The 17020-nt window shown below is 66.5% G+C and carries 21 protein-coding genes; 9 read left to right on the top strand and 12 right to left on the bottom strand.

The annotated features are described in order from the left end of the window. Positions 1-64 precede the first annotated feature (64 nt). From G6N59_RS06660 to G6N59_RS06625, 8 genes are all read left to right on the top strand, one after another. Positions 65-1081, top strand: coding sequence for a ferredoxin--NADP reductase (locus G6N59_RS06660; protein WP_138231359.1), 1017 nt, complete (start codon positions 65-67; stop codon positions 1079-1081). A gap of 8 nt (positions 1082-1089) precedes the next feature. Further along, positions 1090-1833: an SDR family NAD(P)-dependent oxidoreductase gene (locus tag G6N59_RS06655; RefSeq protein WP_138231358.1), complete on the top strand. Its 744-nt coding sequence runs from the start codon at positions 1090-1092 to the stop codon at positions 1831-1833. A gap of 39 nt (positions 1834-1872) precedes the next feature. Further along, a complete protein-coding gene (locus tag G6N59_RS06650) occupies positions 1873-3132 on the top strand; it encodes an aromatic ring-hydroxylating oxygenase subunit alpha (RefSeq protein WP_138231357.1) in 1260 nt (419 codons plus the stop codon). 2 nt (positions 3133-3134) lie between these two features. After that, on the top strand, positions 3135-3470 hold the full coding sequence (locus tag G6N59_RS06645; protein WP_138231356.1) for a hypothetical protein: 336 nt from the start codon (positions 3135-3137) through the stop codon (positions 3468-3470). Continuing rightward, positions 3467-4312 carry a TauD/TfdA dioxygenase family protein gene (locus tag G6N59_RS06640; RefSeq protein WP_138231355.1) on the top strand — a complete coding sequence of 282 codons (846 nt, stop codon included), beginning with the start codon at positions 3467-3469 and terminating at the stop codon, positions 4310-4312. Before G6N59_RS06645 ends, G6N59_RS06640 begins: the two co-directional genes overlap by 4 nt. Before the next feature lie 97 nt (positions 4313-4409). Further along, positions 4410-5699, top strand: a complete 1290-nt coding sequence (locus tag G6N59_RS06635) for a cytochrome P450 (RefSeq protein WP_138231354.1) — start codon at positions 4410-4412, stop codon at positions 5697-5699. Next, a complete protein-coding gene (locus G6N59_RS06630) occupies positions 5696-5890 on the top strand; it encodes a ferredoxin (protein ID WP_138231353.1) in 195 nt (64 codons plus the stop codon). Before G6N59_RS06635 ends, G6N59_RS06630 begins: the two co-directional genes overlap by 4 nt. Before the next feature lie 14 nt (positions 5891-5904). Then, positions 5905-6195, top strand: coding sequence for a DUF1330 domain-containing protein (locus G6N59_RS06625; protein WP_020102581.1), 291 nt, complete (start codon positions 5905-5907; stop codon positions 6193-6195). A 23-nt stretch (positions 6196-6218) separates the two neighbouring features. On the opposite strand, the gene G6N59_RS06620 is transcribed toward G6N59_RS06625, so the two are convergent. Genes G6N59_RS06620 through G6N59_RS06575 form a run of 10 tightly spaced genes read right to left on the bottom strand, consistent with a single transcriptional unit; the run spans position 6219 to position 15179 of the window. Beyond that, on the bottom strand, positions 6219-6974 hold the full coding sequence (locus G6N59_RS06620) for an SDR family NAD(P)-dependent oxidoreductase (RefSeq protein ID WP_138231352.1): 756 nt from the start codon (positions 6972-6974) through the stop codon (positions 6219-6221). Beyond that, a complete protein-coding gene (locus G6N59_RS06615) occupies positions 6971-8023 on the bottom strand; it encodes an NAD(P)H-dependent amine dehydrogenase family protein (RefSeq protein ID WP_138231351.1) in 1053 nt (350 codons plus the stop codon). Before G6N59_RS06615 ends, G6N59_RS06620 begins: the two co-directional genes overlap by 4 nt. Further along, positions 8020-8223: a ferredoxin gene (locus tag G6N59_RS06610; protein ID WP_138231350.1), complete on the bottom strand. Its 204-nt coding sequence runs from the start codon at positions 8221-8223 to the stop codon at positions 8020-8022. Before G6N59_RS06610 ends, G6N59_RS06615 begins: the two co-directional genes overlap by 4 nt. Then, a complete protein-coding gene (locus G6N59_RS06605; RefSeq protein WP_138231349.1) occupies positions 8220-9431 on the bottom strand; it encodes a cytochrome P450 in 1212 nt (403 codons plus the stop codon). Before G6N59_RS06605 ends, G6N59_RS06610 begins: the two co-directional genes overlap by 4 nt. Then, positions 9428-10231, bottom strand: coding sequence for an NAD(P)-dependent oxidoreductase (locus G6N59_RS06600; RefSeq protein ID WP_138231348.1), 804 nt, complete (start codon positions 10229-10231; stop codon positions 9428-9430). The genes G6N59_RS06605 and G6N59_RS06600 overlap by 4 nt, the downstream gene beginning before the upstream one ends. Continuing rightward, the gene (locus tag G6N59_RS06595) at positions 10228-11046 is read right to left on the bottom strand and encodes an NAD(P)-dependent oxidoreductase (RefSeq protein ID WP_138231347.1); all 819 of its coding nucleotides are present in this window, start codon (positions 11044-11046) and stop codon (positions 10228-10230) included. Before G6N59_RS06595 ends, G6N59_RS06600 begins: the two co-directional genes overlap by 4 nt. Continuing rightward, entirely contained in the window at positions 11046-11960 is a 915-nt protein-coding gene (locus G6N59_RS06590; protein ID WP_138231346.1) for an alpha/beta hydrolase, read from the bottom strand. The genes G6N59_RS06595 and G6N59_RS06590 overlap by 1 nt, the downstream gene beginning before the upstream one ends. After that, positions 11957-13624 carry a thiolase C-terminal domain-containing protein gene (locus G6N59_RS06585; protein ID WP_138231345.1) on the bottom strand — a complete coding sequence of 556 codons (1668 nt, stop codon included), beginning with the start codon at positions 13622-13624 and terminating at the stop codon, positions 11957-11959. Before G6N59_RS06585 ends, G6N59_RS06590 begins: the two co-directional genes overlap by 4 nt. After that, a complete protein-coding gene (locus tag G6N59_RS06580) occupies positions 13606-13902 on the bottom strand; it encodes a ferredoxin (protein WP_138231344.1) in 297 nt (98 codons plus the stop codon). The genes G6N59_RS06585 and G6N59_RS06580 overlap by 19 nt, the downstream gene beginning before the upstream one ends. Continuing rightward, entirely contained in the window at positions 13899-15179 is a 1281-nt protein-coding gene (locus G6N59_RS06575) for an NADH-ubiquinone oxidoreductase-F iron-sulfur binding region domain-containing protein (protein WP_138231343.1), read from the bottom strand. Before G6N59_RS06575 ends, G6N59_RS06580 begins: the two co-directional genes overlap by 4 nt. Between G6N59_RS06575 and G6N59_RS06570 the strand changes: the two genes are divergently transcribed. After that, positions 15178-15639: a hypothetical protein gene (locus G6N59_RS06570; protein WP_138231342.1), complete on the top strand. Its 462-nt coding sequence runs from the start codon at positions 15178-15180 to the stop codon at positions 15637-15639. The genes G6N59_RS06575 and G6N59_RS06570 overlap by 2 nt on opposite strands. Before the next feature lie 2 nt (positions 15640-15641). On the opposite strand, the gene G6N59_RS06565 is transcribed toward G6N59_RS06570, so the two are convergent. Both G6N59_RS06565 and G6N59_RS06560 read right to left on the bottom strand, forming a co-directional pair. Then, on the bottom strand, positions 15642-16544 hold the full coding sequence (locus tag G6N59_RS06565; protein ID WP_234884302.1) for an alpha/beta fold hydrolase: 903 nt from the start codon (positions 16542-16544) through the stop codon (positions 15642-15644). An 85-nt stretch (positions 16545-16629) separates the two neighbouring features. Beyond that, a complete protein-coding gene (locus G6N59_RS06560) occupies positions 16630-17019 on the bottom strand; it encodes a Rieske (2Fe-2S) protein (RefSeq protein ID WP_138231341.1) in 390 nt (129 codons plus the stop codon). Position 17020: the final 1 nt, after the last annotated feature.

Genomic DNA, 17020 nt, shown 5'->3' with positions numbered 1-17020 from the left:
CCAACCCAACAAGTCAGTATCAAGTGCTTGATATCAATAACAAGTACTTGATACTCTCGACGAGATGGCTGATCTTGTGGACGACTTCGCGTCACTGCGCATCAAGCGGGTGGTGCGGGAAACCGGCGACGCGGTGTCGCTGGTTCTCGACATCCCGGAGGACTGCGCGCCCCGATTCCGTTACCAGGCAGGGCAATTCCTGACCCTGCGGGTGCACCTGGCCGGGGACCAGCACCGGCGGTGCTACTCGATGTCGTCGTCGCCACACAACGGCGACGACTTGCAGATCACCGTCAAGCGGGACGGGGGCGGCCTCGTCTCGAACTGGCTGAACGACACCGCCGCGGCGGGCGATCACATCGATGCCGCCCCGCCGGAAGGGCGGTTCGTCCTGAGAGAGGGGGAGCGCGACATCGTCGCCTTCGCCGGTGGCAGCGGGATCACGCCGATCCACTCACTGATCGGCGCCGCGCTGGCGGGGACCTCGCGCCGCATCCGGTTGTTCTACGCCAACCGCAGTCGTGACTCGGTGATCTTCGCCGATTCCCTTGGTGCACTGGTGCAGTCGCATCCCGACCGCCTGACGGTGCGTCACCACCTCGACGACGTCGATGGCATCGTGCAGCCGGAGGCCATCGCGTCCTTCATCGCCGATGCCGGCGATGCCGAGTTCTACATCTGCGGGCCGGGGCCGTTCATGGACGCGGTGGAATCCGCCGTCATGCAGACTGGCACGCCGCGCAGCCGAATTCACCTGGAGCGCTTTCAGATCGTCGCGGTCACTGCCGCTGATGCGGCTGCGTCGGACACCGAGGAAGTCACGATCGAACTCGACCGCCGCAAGACGACCGTGGAGTACCGGGCGGGCAACACGCTGCTGCAGACGGCGCGCATTGCCGGGCTGCGGGCGCCCTCCTCGTGTGAAACCGGTTCCTGCGGAACGTGTATGGCCCGCATCGTCGAAGGCAGCGCACGCATGCTCAACAACGACGCCCTTGACGATGACGAGGTCGCCGACGGCTGGGTGCTGACCTGTCAGTCGCTGCCGACCAGCAAGACCGTCCGAGTGGTTTACGAGTAGGAGTGCACATGACACGCGTGGCAGTGGTGACCGGTGGCGCATCGGGCATGGGTGAGGCGACCTGTCACGAACTGGGGCGGCGGGGACACAAGGTGGCCGTCCTCGACCTGAACAGTGGAGCGGCGCAGCGAGTCGCCGAAGACCTGCGCGCCGACGGGGTGGAGGCGCTCGGGATCGCCGTCGATGTCGGCGACCGCGCGTCGGTGGAAGAAGCCTTCGCCAAGGTGCGTAGCGAGTTCGGACCCGTGCACATCCTGGTCACCAGCGCCGGCGTGGTTGATTTCGCGGCGTTCACCGACATCACCGTCGATTCGTGGCAGCGGCTCATCGACGTCAATCTGACCGGTACGTTCCACTGTTGTCAGGTCGCGGTGCCCGACATGCTGGCCGCCGGGTGGGGGCGCATCGTGATGATCTCCTCGTCCAGCGCGCAGCGCGGGTCGCCTGGCATGGCGCACTATGCCGCGTCCAAGGGCGCGCTGCTGTCGCTGACGAAATCGCTCGCCCGCGAATACGGTCCGTCCGGAATCACCGTGAACAACGTGCCGCCTTCGGGCATCGAGACGCCGATGCAGCACCAGTCGCAGGCGGCGGGCAACCTGCCGCCCAACGAGCAGATGGCGGCGAGCATCCCGGTGGGCCACCTCGGCACCGGTGACGACATCGCCGCCGCGGTCGGCTTCCTGTGCTCGCCGGAGGCCGGCTTCATCACCGGGCAGACCCTCGGTGTCAACGGCGGGGCTGTGATGTGACGGAAAACGATGTGACACAACCACTTCGAGGAGGAGTTCATGGCCAAGTGGCCCAAGCCGGCTGAAGGCAGCTGGACTGAGCACTACCCCGAACTCGGCACGGGGCCGATTTCCTTCCGCGACTCGATCTCACCGGAATTCTACGAACTCGAACGTGAGGCGGTCTTCAAACGGGCGTGGCTCAACGTCGGGCGGATCGAGGAGGTGCCGCGCGTCGGCAGCTACTTCACCAAGGAGATCGACGCCGCCAGGACCTCGGTGATCGTGGTGAAGGGTCGCGACGAACAGATCCGCGCCTTCCACAACATCTGCCGGCACCGCGGAAACAAGCTGGTGTGGAACGACTTTCCCAACGAAGAGACCAAAGGCGGCTGTCGGCAGTTCACCTGCAAGTACCACGGCTGGCGCTACGATCTCAAAGGCGACCTGACGTTCGTGCAGCAGGAAGGGGAGTTCTTCGGGCTGGACAGCTCCCGGTACGGGTTGAAGCCCGTGCACTGCGAGGTATGGAACGGCTTCATCTTCATCAACTTCGATCCCGAGCCCCAGTGGAGCCTGCGGGAGTTCCTCGGCCCGATGATCACCGCGCTCGACGACTACCCGTTCGGGTTGATGACCGAGCGTTACGACTTCGCGGCGGAGAACAACAGCAATTGGAAGATCTTCGCCGACGCGTTCCAGGAGTACTACCATGTGCCGTCGCTGCACTCCCAGCAGGTGCCCAGCGCGGTGCGTCAACCCAACGCCACCTTCGAATGCGGGCACTTCCAGATCGACGGACCACACCGATTGGTGTCGACAGCGGGTACCCGCCGCTGGAAGCTCGACCCCGACTACATGTACCCGGTCGAAAGGGTGACGCGCAGCGGCCTGGTGGGGCCCTGGCGGACCCCGGAGACCCGCTTCTCGGCCGGCTTGAATCCGGGCGGCATCGAACCGTGGGGCATCACGAACTTCCAGATCTTCCCCAACCTGGAGATCTTGATCTACCACGGCTGGTATCTGCTGTACCGCTACTGGCCGACGTCGCACAACACCCATAAGTTCGAGGCGTACAACGCGTTTCACCCGGCGCGCACCATACGGGAGCGCATCGAGCACGAGGTCGCCTCGGTGGTGCTCAAGGAGTTCGCTCTCCAGGACGCCGGCATGCTCGGCGGGACCCAGGCGGCACTCGAGTACGACGTCGTCGACGACTACCCGCTGTCGGACCAGGAGATCCTGGTGCGCCATCTGCACAAGGTATCGGTCGACTGGGTTGAGGAATACCAGGCCCGGCGCACCCCGGCGGGGGTGTGATCGTGGCCGAGTCCCGACTGCCCAGTGCCTTCGCCGAGTTCGAGTCGTTCGCCGAGCAGTGGTGCCTGGCAACCGAACCCGAACGCTGGGAGATGCGCATGCAGACCCCGATGGCCGAGATCCGTCGGTTCTACGACGCATTCACGCCCCGCTTCGAGGAGGCCATCGACTACTGCGACAAGTACGGACTCGACGACCTGCCGGACGACGCGCTCAACCTGCTACACCTGATCTACTCGATGATCATGGTTTCGATGGCCGTCGAGATCTTCGGCACGCAGAAGCCGGCCGACTCCGCCGACGCCATCATGAATCGTCTCGGAGCGCCGGTGCCGTGAGTCTGCTGACGCTCAACAAGTTGACGTCGTCGGTCGGCGCCGAAGTGGTCGGCGTCGATGCGGGGCGACTGGTCGCCGATGATGCCCTGGCCGCGGCAGTGCTCGATGCCTTGGAGGACAACGGCGTACTGGTCTTTCCCGGTCTGCACCTCGATCCGGACGAGCAGGTCGCGTTCAGTCGCAGACTCGGCGCTGTCGATCACTCATCGGACGGCCACCACCCGGTCGCGGGAATCTATCCGATCACTCTCGACACGTCCAAGAACGCCTCGGCGGCCTATCTCCGCGCGACGTTCGACTGGCACATCGACGGCTGCACCCCTATCGAGGACACCTATCCGCAGAAGGCGACCGTGCTCTCGGCCGTCGCGGTGGCGGCGAGCGGCGGCGAGACCGAGTTCGCCAATTCCTATGACGCATATGACGAGTTGAGCGCCGTTGAACAGGAGCGCTACGGGCAGATGCGGGTGGTGCACTCGCTTGAGGCATCGCAGCGCCGGGTCACTCCCGACCCGTCGCCAGAGCAGTTGGCGGTGTGGCGGTCGCGGCGGACACACGAGCACCCGTTGGTCTGGACGCATCTCAGCGGCCGCAGGTCGCTGGTCCTCGGCGCGTCCGCGGACCACATCGTCGGCATGGACCGGGACGAGGGACGCGCACTGCTCGCCGAACTGCTGGAGCGAGCCACGGTTGCCGAGAAGGTGTACAGCCATACGTGGTCGGTGGGGGACACCGTCATCTGGGACAACCGCGGCGTGCTGCACCGCGCCGCCCCTTACGCCGCCGACTCGCCGCGAGAGATGCTGCGCACCACCGTCCTCGGCGACGAACCGATCCAATGACCGCCAGGCGCATTGACGCCGGCGAACCACTATGGAAATGTAATCACCACATTTGAGAATCACATTCTCATCTGAGCGTGCTTGGAATGGAGGACAGGTGTCGGAAGACCTCAGCGCGGTCGATTTCTTCCGGGATGATCGGCTGACCGACGACCCGTACCCGTTTTACGAGGCGCTGCGCAACAAGTGCCCGGTGGCGCGCGAAGAGCACTACGGCGTCACGATGGTCACCGGCTGGCAGGAAGCGGTCGACGTCTACAACGACGCTGACACGTTCTCGTCATGCATCTCGGTGACAGGCCCGTTCCCGGGCTTCCCGGTGCCGCTGGACGGCGACGACGTCAGCGAGCTCATCGAGAAGCACCGCGACGAGATTCCGTACAGCGACCAGCTGCCCACCCTGGACCCGCCGACGCACACCAATCACCGCGCCCTGCTGATGCGGCTGATCACGCCCAAGCGCCTCAAGGAGAACGAGGACGCGATGTGGCGGATCGCCGACGACATGCTCGGGGAGTTCCTGGCTCCCGGCGAGGGTGAGTTCATCAAGGGTTTCGCCGGGCCGTTCACCCTGCGCGTCATCGCGGACCTGCTCGGTGTACCCGACGAGGATTGCCCCGAACTGCTCGAGCGGCTCGCGAAGGGCACCCACGGCGGTGGACTCGGCAGCACCGACGAAAAGACGCTCTCAAAAACACCTTTCGAGTACCTCTACGAGGCCTTCGCGGTGTATGTGGAGGATCGCCGCCGCGAACCGCGCGATGATGTGCTGACCGGTCTGGCCACCGCGACGTTCCCCGACGGGACCATGCCGACGGTCGACGACGTGGTGCGGGTGGCCACGAACGTCTTCTCGGCCGGGCAGGAGACCACGGTCCGGCTGCTCAGTACGGCGCTGAAGGTGATCGGTGAGCAACCCGACATCCAGTCCAAGCTCCGCGCGGATCGCAGTCTACTGCCGAACTTCATCGAAGAATGCCTGCGTATCGAGAGCCCGGTGAAGGGCGACTTCCGGCTCTCTCGCGTGCCGACCACCATCGGTGACGAGGTGATCGGCGCGGGCTGCACGCTCATGGTGATCAACGGTGCGGCCAACCGTGATCCGCGTCGCTTCGAGGATCCCGACACGTTCGACGCCGAGCGCAAGAACGCCCGGCAGCACCTGGCGTTCGGGCGCGGCATCCACAGCTGCCCGGGCGCCCCATTGGCGCGGGCCGAGACGCGTGTGGCATTGGAGCGGCTCCTGGACCGAACCTCCGACATCCGGATCTCCGAGGCGCACCACGGGCCCGCGGGAAACCGCCGGTACCAATACATTCCGACGTACATCCTGCGTGGCATCATCGATCTGCACCTCGAATTCGATCCTGCGGGGAGCGCGTCATGAAGGTTGTCGTCGACGAGGACCGGTGCCGTGGCCACGGCATGTGCCTGACGTTGTGCCCCGACGTCTTCAGCATGACCGACGACGGTTATGCGGTCGCCGACCCTTCGGAGGTGGCGGCTGATCTCGTCGTTGCGGTTCGCGATGCCATGGCGAACTGTCCCGAACAAGCAATCGTCGAAACCAACGACTAGTCAAGGAGATTCGAGTGGCAAAGGGATATGTGATCCTCACCGAGGACGTCAAGGACCCGGCCGGCATGGCTGAGTACGCCAAGCTGGCCGGCAAGGCGATGTCGTCCGCCACGATCGTGTCGGTGGACCAGAACCCCCAGGTGCTCGAGGGCAGCTGGCACGGCAACCAGACCGTCGTGCTGGAGTTCGAATCGGTGGACGCCGCGCGCGCCTGGTACGAATCCGACGCGTACCAGGCGGCCGCGAAAGTCCGGCAGTCTGCCGCGGACTGCAACGCCGTGATCCTGTCGGGCTTCGGGGCCTGACACGACCTGACGGCTGGCGGGCGTCAGCCCGCCGACCACCCTCCGTCGGCCGCCACGATCGCGCCGTTGACGAATGCGGCGGCATCGGAAGCCAGGAAGACGATCACGTCGGCCATCTGCTCGGGCAGCGCGATATCCGGGGCCGCTGAGATGATCGGCGTCAGGCGCGCCTGACCCGTCTCGTTGAATCCGCTGATACTGCCGGTGATTCCGGTGAGCGTGGGACCGGGCAGGATGGCGTTGCACCGAATCCCGTCCTTGGCGTAGGACCAGGCGATGTTACGGGTCAGGCCGATGACGCCGTGCTTGGAGGCGGTGTACGCGGCGCCCGCTGATCCACCCCGCACTCCGGCGGCCGAGCCGGTGTTGACGATGACGCCGCGCCGTTGGCCGAGCATGTGGGGGAGCACCGCGTGCGTCACGATGAACGTGCCGGTCAGATTGATCCGGATGACCCGGTCCCATTCGGCGAGCGTGGTATCGGCCGGTAGCGCCATGGAGTCGATGACGCCGGCGTTGTTGGACAGCACGTCGATATGGCCGTAGGTGTCGAGGGCGGCAGTCACGGCCCGCGCGACGGACTCCTCGTCAGAGATATCGGAGGCGACGGCAATGGCGGCGTCGCCGATCGATTCTGCGGTTTCGTGGGCCGCGTCGCCGTTGATGTCGGTGGCGACGACGCGGGCGCCCGCCTTGGCGAATGCCAGGGCGGTGGCGCGTCCGATGCCCGAGCCGGCCCCGGTGATCAGGGCGACCCGATTCTCGAATCCTTCTTTCATGCAAGGCCTTTCATGCGCGGTAGGGTCAGTGGCAGGTCGTTGTAGGTGGCGATGCCGGGTGCGGCCGCGACGACGGCCGGGATCGCGTTGATGGCGGGCATCGCCGTCATGATGTGGCCCAGGGTCATGAATTCCGCCATCGTCGTCGCCTGGAAGTCCGGCGGCGGCAGGAAGCCGACCTTCATGGTGACCGTCGGTCGCCCGTCGATGGTGATGGTCCATGCGTCGGCGTCGAGCTCCCAATCGGGCTCGAGTGACTGGCCTTTGCGCCACCGCACCTTGAGCTCGATGACCGTCTTACCGGCGACCACACCTTGCCAGCTCGCGGCGACGCCCGCGACGCAGCCCTTCTCGATGGTCCACGAGCCGAGATCGAGGTCTGCGGTCGTCTGGGCGTATTCGGCTTCGCACCGCACGTCGTCGAGTTCGACGCCCAGCGAGTCGGCCAGTAACCGAACCGCCTCACCGAAGATCGCGGTGCCCGCGGCGGCCATCGGCGGCAGGTCCGGTGAATCGATGGGCATGCCGAAGCCACAGGGGATTTCGGTGGCGGGTGAGTCGTAGAAGGTGGTGTCGGCGGCCTCGGAGACCGTCACCTTGTCCACCCGGTCGCACGCCATCGCGCCGACGATTGCCAGCAGCTCGGCGAAACCCGGGCTGACCCCGGAGCCGAACATGGTCGAGCCGCCGACGCGGCATGCCTCGGTGATGCGCTCCCGGTCGCGGCCCAGGTTGTGTCCGGTGATGAAAGAGGCTGTCGCAACGACATTGACGCCGGCTTCCAGGATGCGCACGACTTCGTCGACGTCGATCCACATCGGGTTGTACACCACGCAATCCGGCTTCTGTGCCAGCAGTGCTGCGACATCATTGGTGGCGGTCACCCCGGTGGGCTCGATCCCGCACAGCTCGCCGACATCCCGGCCGGCCTTGTCCGGTGACCAGGCGTAGCATCCGACGAGTTCCAGGTCTGGATGTGCGGCAACGGCTTTGACCGAGCTCTTGCCGACATTGCCGGTCGTCCATTGAACGACGCGATAGGGCTTCATGCGGGATCCTCCGTGATCGATATCGCCTGGCGGGGACATTGGCGGACGGCTTCGAGGATCCGGTCCCGGTTGGCCGGCGTCACCTCGTCCTGCCGGATGTGCAGGTAGTCCTGGTCATCGAGATGGAACACGTCGGGGATGATTCCCGCACAGACGCCGTTGCTCTCGCACAGCCCGAAGTCGACGCTCACCTTGCTCATCGCAGCACCCGGACCGGGACGTTCTGCCATCCCATCACATTCTGCATGTGGACGCGTCTGCAACCGTCCCAATCGATTTCGTAACGCGGCATGAAGTCCAGTAATGCATCAAGCGCGACGGCACTCTCCATGCGCGCCAGCGCCGCCCCAAGGCAGCTGTGGATGCCATACCCGAAACCGAGGTTCTGGGCCTCGGTGTGGTTGCGGTCGATATCGAAAGTGTCGGCGTCGGTCCACGCCTCGGGGTCTCGGTTGGCGGAACCGCCGAGCAGGAACACCGGAGCGCCCTCGGGAATTGTCGTGCCGTGTAGCTGTACGTCTTTCATACTGCGGCGCACGTTGTACTGCGATGGTGCCTCGTACCGCAACAGCTCCTCGACGGCGGCGGGGATCTTGCTGCGATCTTCCAACAGCTTCTGCCACTGCTCGGGATGACGGGCGAACAGGTAGACCGCGTTACCGACCAACTTGGTCACCGTCTCGGCGCCGGCACCGCCCAGCAATGAAGCGAATCCGGCGATCTCGTAGTCCTCGAGCTTGGTGATGGTGCCGTCTTCGCGTTCGGTCTCGGCCGCCAGGAGGCGGCTGATCAAGTCGTCGCCCGGTGCTTCTTTGCGTTGGCGCGCCAGTTCGAAATAGAAAGCCGCACTGTCGATATAGGCCTGGATACCCTCCTCCGAGCTTTCGACCTGACCGATTTCGCGGTGCAGCGATTCATCGATCCAGTACCGCACCTGCTGGGCCTCCTCCTCGGGCACGCCCATCATGTTGGTGATCACCTCGACGGGGAACGGTCCGGTGAAGTCCTGTACCGCGTCGAATCCGTGGGGATCGAGGCGGTTCAGGTACTTGTCGATCTTCGCGCGGACCATGTCGCCCTGCGACTGGATTGCCCGCGGGGTGAACACCTTGTTCAGCAGGCTACGGATGTGGCGGTGCTCGGGCGGATCCATGAAGATGATCATCCGCATGTTGCCCGGCATCTCGACCCCCGTGCGCACCTGTGCCAGGTCCGCACCGTACGCCGACGAATAGGTCTCGAAGTCGCGGTAGGCAGGAGCGACGTCGTCGTGCCGGGACAGCGCGTAGAAGTCGTGTTCCTCGCTGTAATAGACCGGTGCTTCTGTACGCATTCGCCGGTAGGTCTCCCATGGTCCGTTGAAGAAGTCCTCGGAGAACGGGTCGAACACGAGTTTCGTTGCGGTCATGCTGGATTGCTCCCTCCCGTCGGCGCCATGCCGGTGTCGATGATGGTGTCGAGCACGCCCAGGCCGGTGCCCAACTCAGCCGCGGTGGCTCGGACCGTCGCCACGTCCTTGCTCAGGAACTCGCCGACGACCGCGCGGAACGACGCGGCCGAACCCGCTCGCGAGATGCTGTCCAGCGCGCGGCTGCCCGCGCTGGCGTGGGGCAGGGCGGTCAGCAGCGTAGATTCGGGGACGCCCAGTCGCTCGCCGAGTTCGACTGCGGCGCTGATCAACCCGATCTGAGCCGCGAACAACGCATTGTTGACGAGCTTGACCCGCTGGCCCGTGCCCGGCGGGCCGGTGTGGATGATCGGGTCGCCGTAACACGACAGGACGGGCCTGGCTCGCGCGACCGCGGCGTCGGAGCCGCCGACGAACAACGTCAACCGGCCCGCGGCGATATCGTGCGGACCGCCGCTGACCGCGGCGTCGATGACGTCCACGCCGCGGTCAGCGAGGGTCTCGGCAGTGCGCGGGCTGCAGGTGGTGTGGATGACCAGGACGGTGCCCGGGCGCAGGTCGGCCACCAGGGCATCGGCGACGTCCCGGACCTGCTCGTCGGTGAAGACACAGATGACGACCGTGTCGGCGCCTGCACAGATGGCGGCCAGGTCGATGACCGGGGTCGCGCCGAGTGCGGTGATGGCCGCGCTCTTCTCCGGTGTGCGTGCCAGGACGTTCACCTCGTGGCCGGCCGCGACGAGGCGGCCGACCATGGCGCCACCCATGCGTCCCGCCCCGACGAAGCCGACCGTGTTCACCGCGTTCGGCCCATCAAACCCAGTGCGGCATCGGCGGATTCGAGCACCGCCCCCGGTGTGGCGCCGGCGGCCTCGGCGAGGTCCGCGATCAGGCGCACGTCTTTTGTCAGCAGGTCCGCTGCCACGGATTTGAGGACGTCCAGGCTGCCGCCGAATTGCGCGATGCGGCCGAGCGCGAAGCTGTTGGCCGACCCTTGGGTGATCACCGCGGCGAGGCTGTCCACTGAGACGCCCAGCGCCTGGCCCAGGTCCAGGGTGGATTTCGCGGTCGCGATATTGGCGGTGAACAGCAGGTTGTTCAGCAGTTTGGTCACCTGACCCGAACCGACGTCGCCGAGGTGAACGATCGGGTCGGCGTACGTGGCGAACACCGGTCGACAGCGCTCAACGACGTCAGGCTCGCCGCCGACCATTACGAGGAGACGGCCTGCGGCGGCGGCCGGACCACCGCCGCTGACCGGCGCATCGATCAGTGAAATCCCCCTGTCTGCTGCGGATTTGGCGAGATCGCAGCAGGTGTCTGGATGCACGGTGCTGTGGATGGCGATGATGCCACCGGGTGCCAATCCGGCGAAGATGCCGTTGTCTCCGTCCAGCACCTGGCGCACGTCGTCGTCTCCGACCACGCAGATAGAGACCAGGTCGCTGACTGCAGCCAACTCGGACGGCGTCTCCACGACCTTGGCTGTGGTGTCGGCGAACGGTTCGAGGGAGGCCGCCCGCCGGGCCCACAATGTCAGTGGATATCCCGCTGCCACGATGCGGCGCGCCATCGGCGCGCCCTGGCTGCCGAGACCGATGAACCCGACTCGCACTAACCGACCTCCGATGTGACTGTGGTGCTGCGCTGGTTGGCCAGACATTCCTCGATGAACGCCAGGATGGTGAGGTGGTAGGCCGCAGCCCCTACCGAAACGCTGATGTTGTGGCCCGCCCCAACCTGGTGGTGGACCGTCATCCGCGGTGCGGCGGTGAACAACCCGCTGATGGCCGCGAGGGCATTCGGGTCCGTCTGCCAGACCCGTTCATGCTCGGCGACGGTGAAGTGCACCGGTACCCGGACCTTGGCGGCGAGCGCCGGGAAGTCACTGCGGGGCCAGTCCTGCACCATCGCGGCCTCGTACCGGGCGCCGCTGCGCGCATTGGGGGTGTTCGTCAACGGCGGATAGAGCTCTGCCGGGTGCCACAGCAGTTCGCGCAGCCCGGGCGGGCGGTGGGTGACCGACGCCGACTTGAGCATCTCCATGGCGGCGTCCTGATAGCGCAGGCCGGTACCGGCCAACGCGATGCCGAAAACATCTGCCCGGGGCGCTCGTTCGTCGACGGCCATGCGGAGCGCCAGCTCGCAACCGTTGGAGTGACCGAGCAGGAATACGCCGGCGCCACGGTTCCTGGGCCCGAGCATCGCGTCCACCGCGCCGTAGCCGAGGGCGATCCGCTGCTCCGGCTGCACGATGGCATCGGGGTAGGCGTCGGACGCCCCGTATCCGGGGCGGTCCAGTGCGACGACCGTGTAGCCGAGTGCCGCCGCGGTGCGCATCAGCGACAGTCGTGGGTGCCCCGGACAATCGAAATACGCTGCGCTGCTGCCACCGCCGTGTACGGCGACGATGACGGCGCGTGGCTCCTCAGCTTCGGCGATCAGCCCTGACATCATGACGTCGCCGACGCGGACCATCCGCGGCACAGTGCGGATGGGCGATCCGGATGCGCTACTCGCCGCGCTCATGAGTCGGTCCGTAGGAGAAGCACCCCGCTGGGAGTGAGGCCGCCACTGCTGACCACCGCCACGCGGGCGTCGGCGACCTGACGCTCACCGGCCTCGCCGCGCAACTGCGAAATCGCCTCGTAAACCAGGCCCATACCGTGGGTGCGGCCATGCGACAACTGACCGCCGTGGGTGTTCAGGGGCAGCACGCCATCGCGGGCGATGTTGGTGCCGCTGGCAAGGAAGTCCTTGGCCTCACCGATACCGCAGAACCCGAGTGCTTCGATCCAGGACAGACAGTTGAACGTGAACCCGTCGTACAGTTCGGCGACGTCAACATCCTTGGGCCTCAAGTTGGTTCGGGTCCACAGGTGGGCGGCCTGGCCGAGCACCTGCGGTTCGTGGGTCAGCGTGCTCTGGTCCCACTCGATCGGCTCGAGAATTTGTGTGCCGACCGCTTCGACGCGGATCGGCGGCTTGGCGAGGTCGCGGGCCACGTCGACGGCCGACACGATGACGGCGATGGACGCGTCGCACGGCACGTCGCAGTCGTAGAGCCCGAACGGCGTGGTGATGGGCCGGGCGTTCAGATAGTCGTCCATGGTCATCGGATTGCGGTAGATGGCAGTCGGGTTCAGCGCGGCATTCGCGCGCTGGTTCAACGCAATCCAGCCGAGTGTCTCCCTGGTGGTGCCGTAGCGGCGCATATGGCGTTGCGCGTTCTGCGCCAGGGTGTGTGCGGCCGATGTCGCACCGAACGGCAGCTGCCAGCTGGTGGTGCGGGTACCGCCCATCGGCGCGGCCTTGCCCTGCTTCATGAGTTCGTCGTACGTGGCCTGCCACAGGGTGCGGAAGCACAGCACGTGGCGGGCCAAGCCACCGGCGACGGCCAGCATGGCCGCGATGACCGAGCCGCCGGGCCCGAAGGTCTCGGGTCCGCCGTTGTACCAGGTCGGCTTGAGGCCCAGGGCGGTCTCCAGCGCGGTCACCCCGCCCTCGCCGAAGGGGCCGGGGAGACCCGCGCCGGGCCAGGTCGAGAGCCCGTCGATGTCTGCCATGGTCAACCCGGCATCGGCGATGGCGTTCTCGCACGCCTCGATGGTCAGCGCCAGCGGGTCCAGCATCAGGCGGCGGCCCATCTGCGAGGCGCCGATACCGGTGATGGCGGCCTTGTCTTCGAACTTCTCGGTGGTGGTCATCGGCCGCACGTGCTTGGCGAAGTCCTGCGGTTCGATCTCGTCGGTCGGCAGCGGAGCCGGCGCCGGTTGGGCGGCGACTGGGCGGAACAGCGGCAGCCACACGTCCTCGTGCTGCTCGAAGACGACTTCCACCTGCTGGCCCAGCGCCAACTGCTCGGGATCGCAGTCGATGATGTTGGTGGTCAAGCGGACTCGCGGATCTTCGACCAGCGCCACCTGGGCGACCACATAGGGAGCCGGCAACCCGGGAATGCTGAATCGCTGGTTGAGCGTGAAGCCGATGAGCGTCGCGAGACCGGACACCGTGCGGACGCCCATCTTTCGCTCGCGGCAGTAGCGGCAGACCGGCGCCGGCGGATGGATCAGCGCGTTGCACTTCTCGCATGCGGTGATGCGCAGCGCGCCGTCGGCCCCTGCGGTCCAATAGAACTCGTTCTCAGGCGTCACTTGCGGCAGCGGTATGCGAGTCAACGGACGAATCCCCATTCTGCTTCGTTGGCGTCGGTCTCTGGGTGTGGTTCGGGCGCCTCGCCGTGAATCGGCGCGGGCGTGGGCACTGCGAGTGGACCGCCGGTCATTTCGATGATGGCGTGCACCGGGCAGTCCAGTAGCGCGCGCATGACGGCGGGCTGGTCTGCCTCGGGTACCTCGCCGGTGCCGACGAGTGTCGCGTAGCCCCAGTCGTCGAGGGAGAAGTACGACGGCGCATGCTTGGCGCAGATGCCGAACCCGTCGCACATCGTCCGGTCCAGGCGGATCTTCATGCCATCATCACCGCCTCCACTTCGTATGGTCGCGCAGGGATGACACCGCCGGATTGGCATGCCGGGCAACCGTTCTCCAGGTGACGTGCCACTTCGGCGGGGAATTGATCGAGGAGACTGGCGGCGATGTTGGCGGCGCCGTCCAACGTCGCGCACGCGCCACGCCCGCGCAGCTCCCGGGACCACCTCCGCAGCCGGGCGATGTCGTCGCCGGTCGCGAGGCCGTCGCGCAGACCCGCCGCGGCGGCGGCCATCGCTGCGGTGCCGTTGAAGCACGACCCGCATTGCCCGGCGTTCTCCCGGTCGAAGTACGCCAGCACCGCCGCGGCGACAGCCACCGGGCAATCACCGTTCAGGATCGAGATGGCGCCGCAGCCCAGACCGCTGCCCAAACTGCGCAGGGTTTCATGGTCCAGCGTCGCATCCAACACACCAGGGCCCAGGAGGCCGGCGAAATAGCCGCCCATCAGGGTGCCCGTCGCCATTTCGGCCGGCACGCCATGGAATTCGAGCACCTCGGCGAATCTGACGCCGTGCGGCAGCTCATAGAGGGCGGGCGGTCGGCCGGCGCCGGTGATGGTCGCCAGGAACGAGCCCGGCGACGATGCGGTGCCGACGGATCTGAAGTCCTGGCCGCCATGCGCGTGAATGTGGGGGAGATTCGCCAGGGTCTCCACATTGCTGACGAGCGTGGGCAGCGTGGCGACACCCTGCTCGAACGGGCGCGGTGGTTTGTCGGTGGGCTTGGCCGGACCACCGTTGATGGCACGCACGGCGGCGGTCTCCTCGCCGGCGACATACCCGGGCGTGACAGTCACCACCTCGACGGGTGGCCCCGGGTGCCGCTGCGCGACAGCGGTTTCCACGCTGGCTGCGGAGGCTGGGTCTGAGACATAGACGTACGCCCGCTGGGCGCCGACGATGGTCGCCGCCAGCCGCAAGCCGTCCAGCACCAGATGGGGTCGGTTGCGCAGCAGCCAGCGGTCTTTGATGGACGCCGGTTCGCCCTCTTCGCCATTGGCGACGACGATCGCTCCGCCGCGGTCACGGCCACCCGCCCGGACCGAACGCAGCTTGACCGCCATGGGGAATGCTGCGCCGCCGCGGCCGCGGAGCCCGGAGCGGTCGACCTCGTCGAGCAGCCGCTCGGGGTCGGTGAGATCGCGATAGCCGCCGGCTGCGATGTAGCTGTCGTGGTCCTCGCTGTGGGCGCCGCCGGTGCGCAGCAGCCGCGGGGTGAGCTCCGGCCACGTGGCCACCGTTAGGCTGAGCGGCATGCGCACGGCGGTGGTGCGGGTCGATGTCGATCCGGCGGGTGAACTCACGTCAGAGCAGTTAGCGGACGGCATGGCGGTCCTCAAGGAGCTCGCCGCCGCGGCGGGTCTCGACGTGATCGACGTGAATCTGGCGGCGCTGCCGCCCCGGCGCCGCCAGGTGCAACTGCTGATCGCCGGACGTGGGCCGGATTCCGGTGTCGCCCTGTGCGCCAAGGCATTCGGCACCGCGCCGGAGCTCGGCGTCGTCACCTATGTCAGTCGCGGTACCGATGACGACGCGTACGGCGTGCTGGCGCGATTCGGGATCACCGGAGAAGTGGCACGTGAGCCCGGCTCGGAAGGTTTCGACATCGTCACCGTGACGCTGGCCAAGGTGGACCTGGAACGGATTCCGGAGAGCCGCATCCACACGGCGCTGGAGGCGTCGCTGAACTGTGAGGTGCGCATCCGCACGGTATGAAGTCATCGGCGGAGGAACTCCAGGATCGGCGGCGCGGCCTGCACCCAGGTGTCGAACATGTTGAAGTGTTTGACCTTTCCCGCCGCCCGGGTCTCGTTGGCCCGCTCCCAGGCGTCTTCCGGCCACGGCGGGTCGATCAGTTGGGAACCTTTGATGAGGCAGCTGACTTCCAGTGACGTCCGCTTCGGGTGGTCCAGGTCGTTCTCCCCGCCACGGATGATCAGGGTCGGCACCGTGATGTTGTCGAACATCTCGTCCTCGACCCCCGGGATCGTCTGGCCGGGTTTGGGCACGAACGCACCCAGCCACCGCAGCATCAGCTTGAGGAACTCACCGGCGTCGTAGGACTGCAGGCGGGCGACGTTCGCCGGGTTGTCGGCGATACGGTCGCGCCACTCATCCACTTGGGCAACGCCTTTCATCCCCGCCCCGCGCACTGCCAGGATGCTCGGCACGATGTAGTACGAGCCGAGGACAAAGGAGCCGTACACGCCCCCGACGATGTTCCAGACCACCAGCTTGGTGACGATCTCGGGGTAGAGCATCGCGGTGAGCATCGAGTCCCGGGCCCCGCCCGAGCCGCCGGCGAGGATGCAGGGTCCGATGCCCAGCTTGGAGATGAGCGTGTACAGCGTTTCGGCCCGCATGTGCGATTCGCTCTGGCCATAGAACTGCACATCGGACTTGCCGCAGTTGGGCCGGTCCCACAGCAGCACCCGGTAGCCGCCCTCGACCAGGGCCTGCGCCAGGGGACGCAAACCCGGGATGTCCTTGCTGAACCGGCCTCCGGGCGTCAGGGCGATGAAATCGCCCGTTTTGCCGAGGATTTCGTACACGACGTTGCCGCCGTTGATCTCGATGACCTGCTCGCCGCGCTTGAGTGCGGGGCCGAGTGGCGTTCTCACGATGCACCTCCGCGAACGTGCGCAAAATGCCAGAAATGGGCGGCGTGTCCTGTGCAGACACGCACGCTCGCGCAATAGGGAGTGGTCATGCCTGCACCCACACCTCGTTGCCGATGACCCGCACCGGGTACGTCCGGATGCTCCACTCGGGCTTCACCGCTGTTGTGCCGGTGGCCAATTCGAAGCCCCATTGGTGCCACGGGCAGTAGATGAACTCCAGGTCGCGCACCATCACGGCGTCACCCGGCACACTGTCGTCGACGATCGTCCGCCCGCGCGGGCGGCCAGAACACAACGGACCGCCTTCGTGCGGGCAGTAGTTCGCGATGGCGTAGAAGGTGCCGTGCACGTTGTAGACGCCGACTCCGTGCCGTCCGATGGGCACCAATTTGTGCGTGCCCGGCGGGATTTCGTCGACGGTGGCGACGACGTGCTCGCGCCCCTGCGCCAGCCGGGGCTCTTGTGGTTCGGTCAAT

The organism is Mycolicibacterium aubagnense, assembly GCF_010730955.1.
Taxonomy (GTDB): domain Bacteria; phylum Actinomycetota; class Actinomycetes; order Mycobacteriales; family Mycobacteriaceae; genus Mycobacterium; species Mycobacterium aubagnense.
Note: the sequence above shows the minus strand (reverse complement) of the source record. Positions and strands in the feature narration are given on the sequence as shown.

What these genes read in the sequence shown, in the direction of transcription:
- G6N59_RS06660 (WP_138231359.1), top strand. Translation starts at nt 65, where the DNA reads ATGGCTGATCTTGTGGACGACTTCGCGTCACTGCGCATCAAGCGGGTG.
- G6N59_RS06655 (WP_138231358.1), top strand. Translation starts at nt 1,090, where the DNA reads ATGACACGCGTGGCAGTGGTGACCGGTGGCGCATCGGGCATGGGTGAG.
- G6N59_RS06650 (WP_138231357.1), top strand. Translation starts at nt 1,873, where the DNA reads ATGGCCAAGTGGCCCAAGCCGGCTGAAGGCAGCTGGACTGAGCACTAC.
- G6N59_RS06630 (WP_138231353.1), top strand. Translation starts at nt 5,696, where the DNA reads ATGAAGGTTGTCGTCGACGAGGACCGGTGCCGTGGCCACGGCATGTGC.
- G6N59_RS06620 (WP_138231352.1), bottom strand. Translation starts at nt 6,974, where the DNA reads ATGAAAGAAGGATTCGAGAATCGGGTCGCCCTGATCACCGGGGCCGGC.
- G6N59_RS06615 (WP_138231351.1), bottom strand. Translation starts at nt 8,023, where the DNA reads ATGAAGCCCTATCGCGTCGTTCAATGGACGACCGGCAATGTCGGCAAG.
- G6N59_RS06610 (WP_138231350.1), bottom strand. Translation starts at nt 8,223, where the DNA reads ATGAGCAAGGTGAGCGTCGACTTCGGGCTGTGCGAGAGCAACGGCGTC.
- G6N59_RS06605 (WP_138231349.1), bottom strand. Translation starts at nt 9,431, where the DNA reads ATGACCGCAACGAAACTCGTGTTCGACCCGTTCTCCGAGGACTTCTTC.
- G6N59_RS06590 (WP_138231346.1), bottom strand. Translation starts at nt 11,960, where the DNA reads ATGAGCGCGGCGAGTAGCGCATCCGGATCGCCCATCCGCACTGTGCCG.
- G6N59_RS06585 (WP_138231345.1), bottom strand. Translation starts at nt 13,624, where the DNA reads ATGGGGATTCGTCCGTTGACTCGCATACCGCTGCCGCAAGTGACGCCT.
- G6N59_RS06580 (WP_138231344.1), bottom strand. Translation starts at nt 13,902, where the DNA reads ATGAAGATCCGCCTGGACCGGACGATGTGCGACGGGTTCGGCATCTGC.
- G6N59_RS06570 (WP_138231342.1), top strand. Translation starts at nt 15,178, where the DNA reads ATGCGCACGGCGGTGGTGCGGGTCGATGTCGATCCGGCGGGTGAACTC.
- G6N59_RS06575 (WP_138231343.1), bottom strand. Translation starts at nt 15,179, where the DNA reads ATGCCGCTCAGCCTAACGGTGGCCACGTGGCCGGAGCTCACCCCGCGG.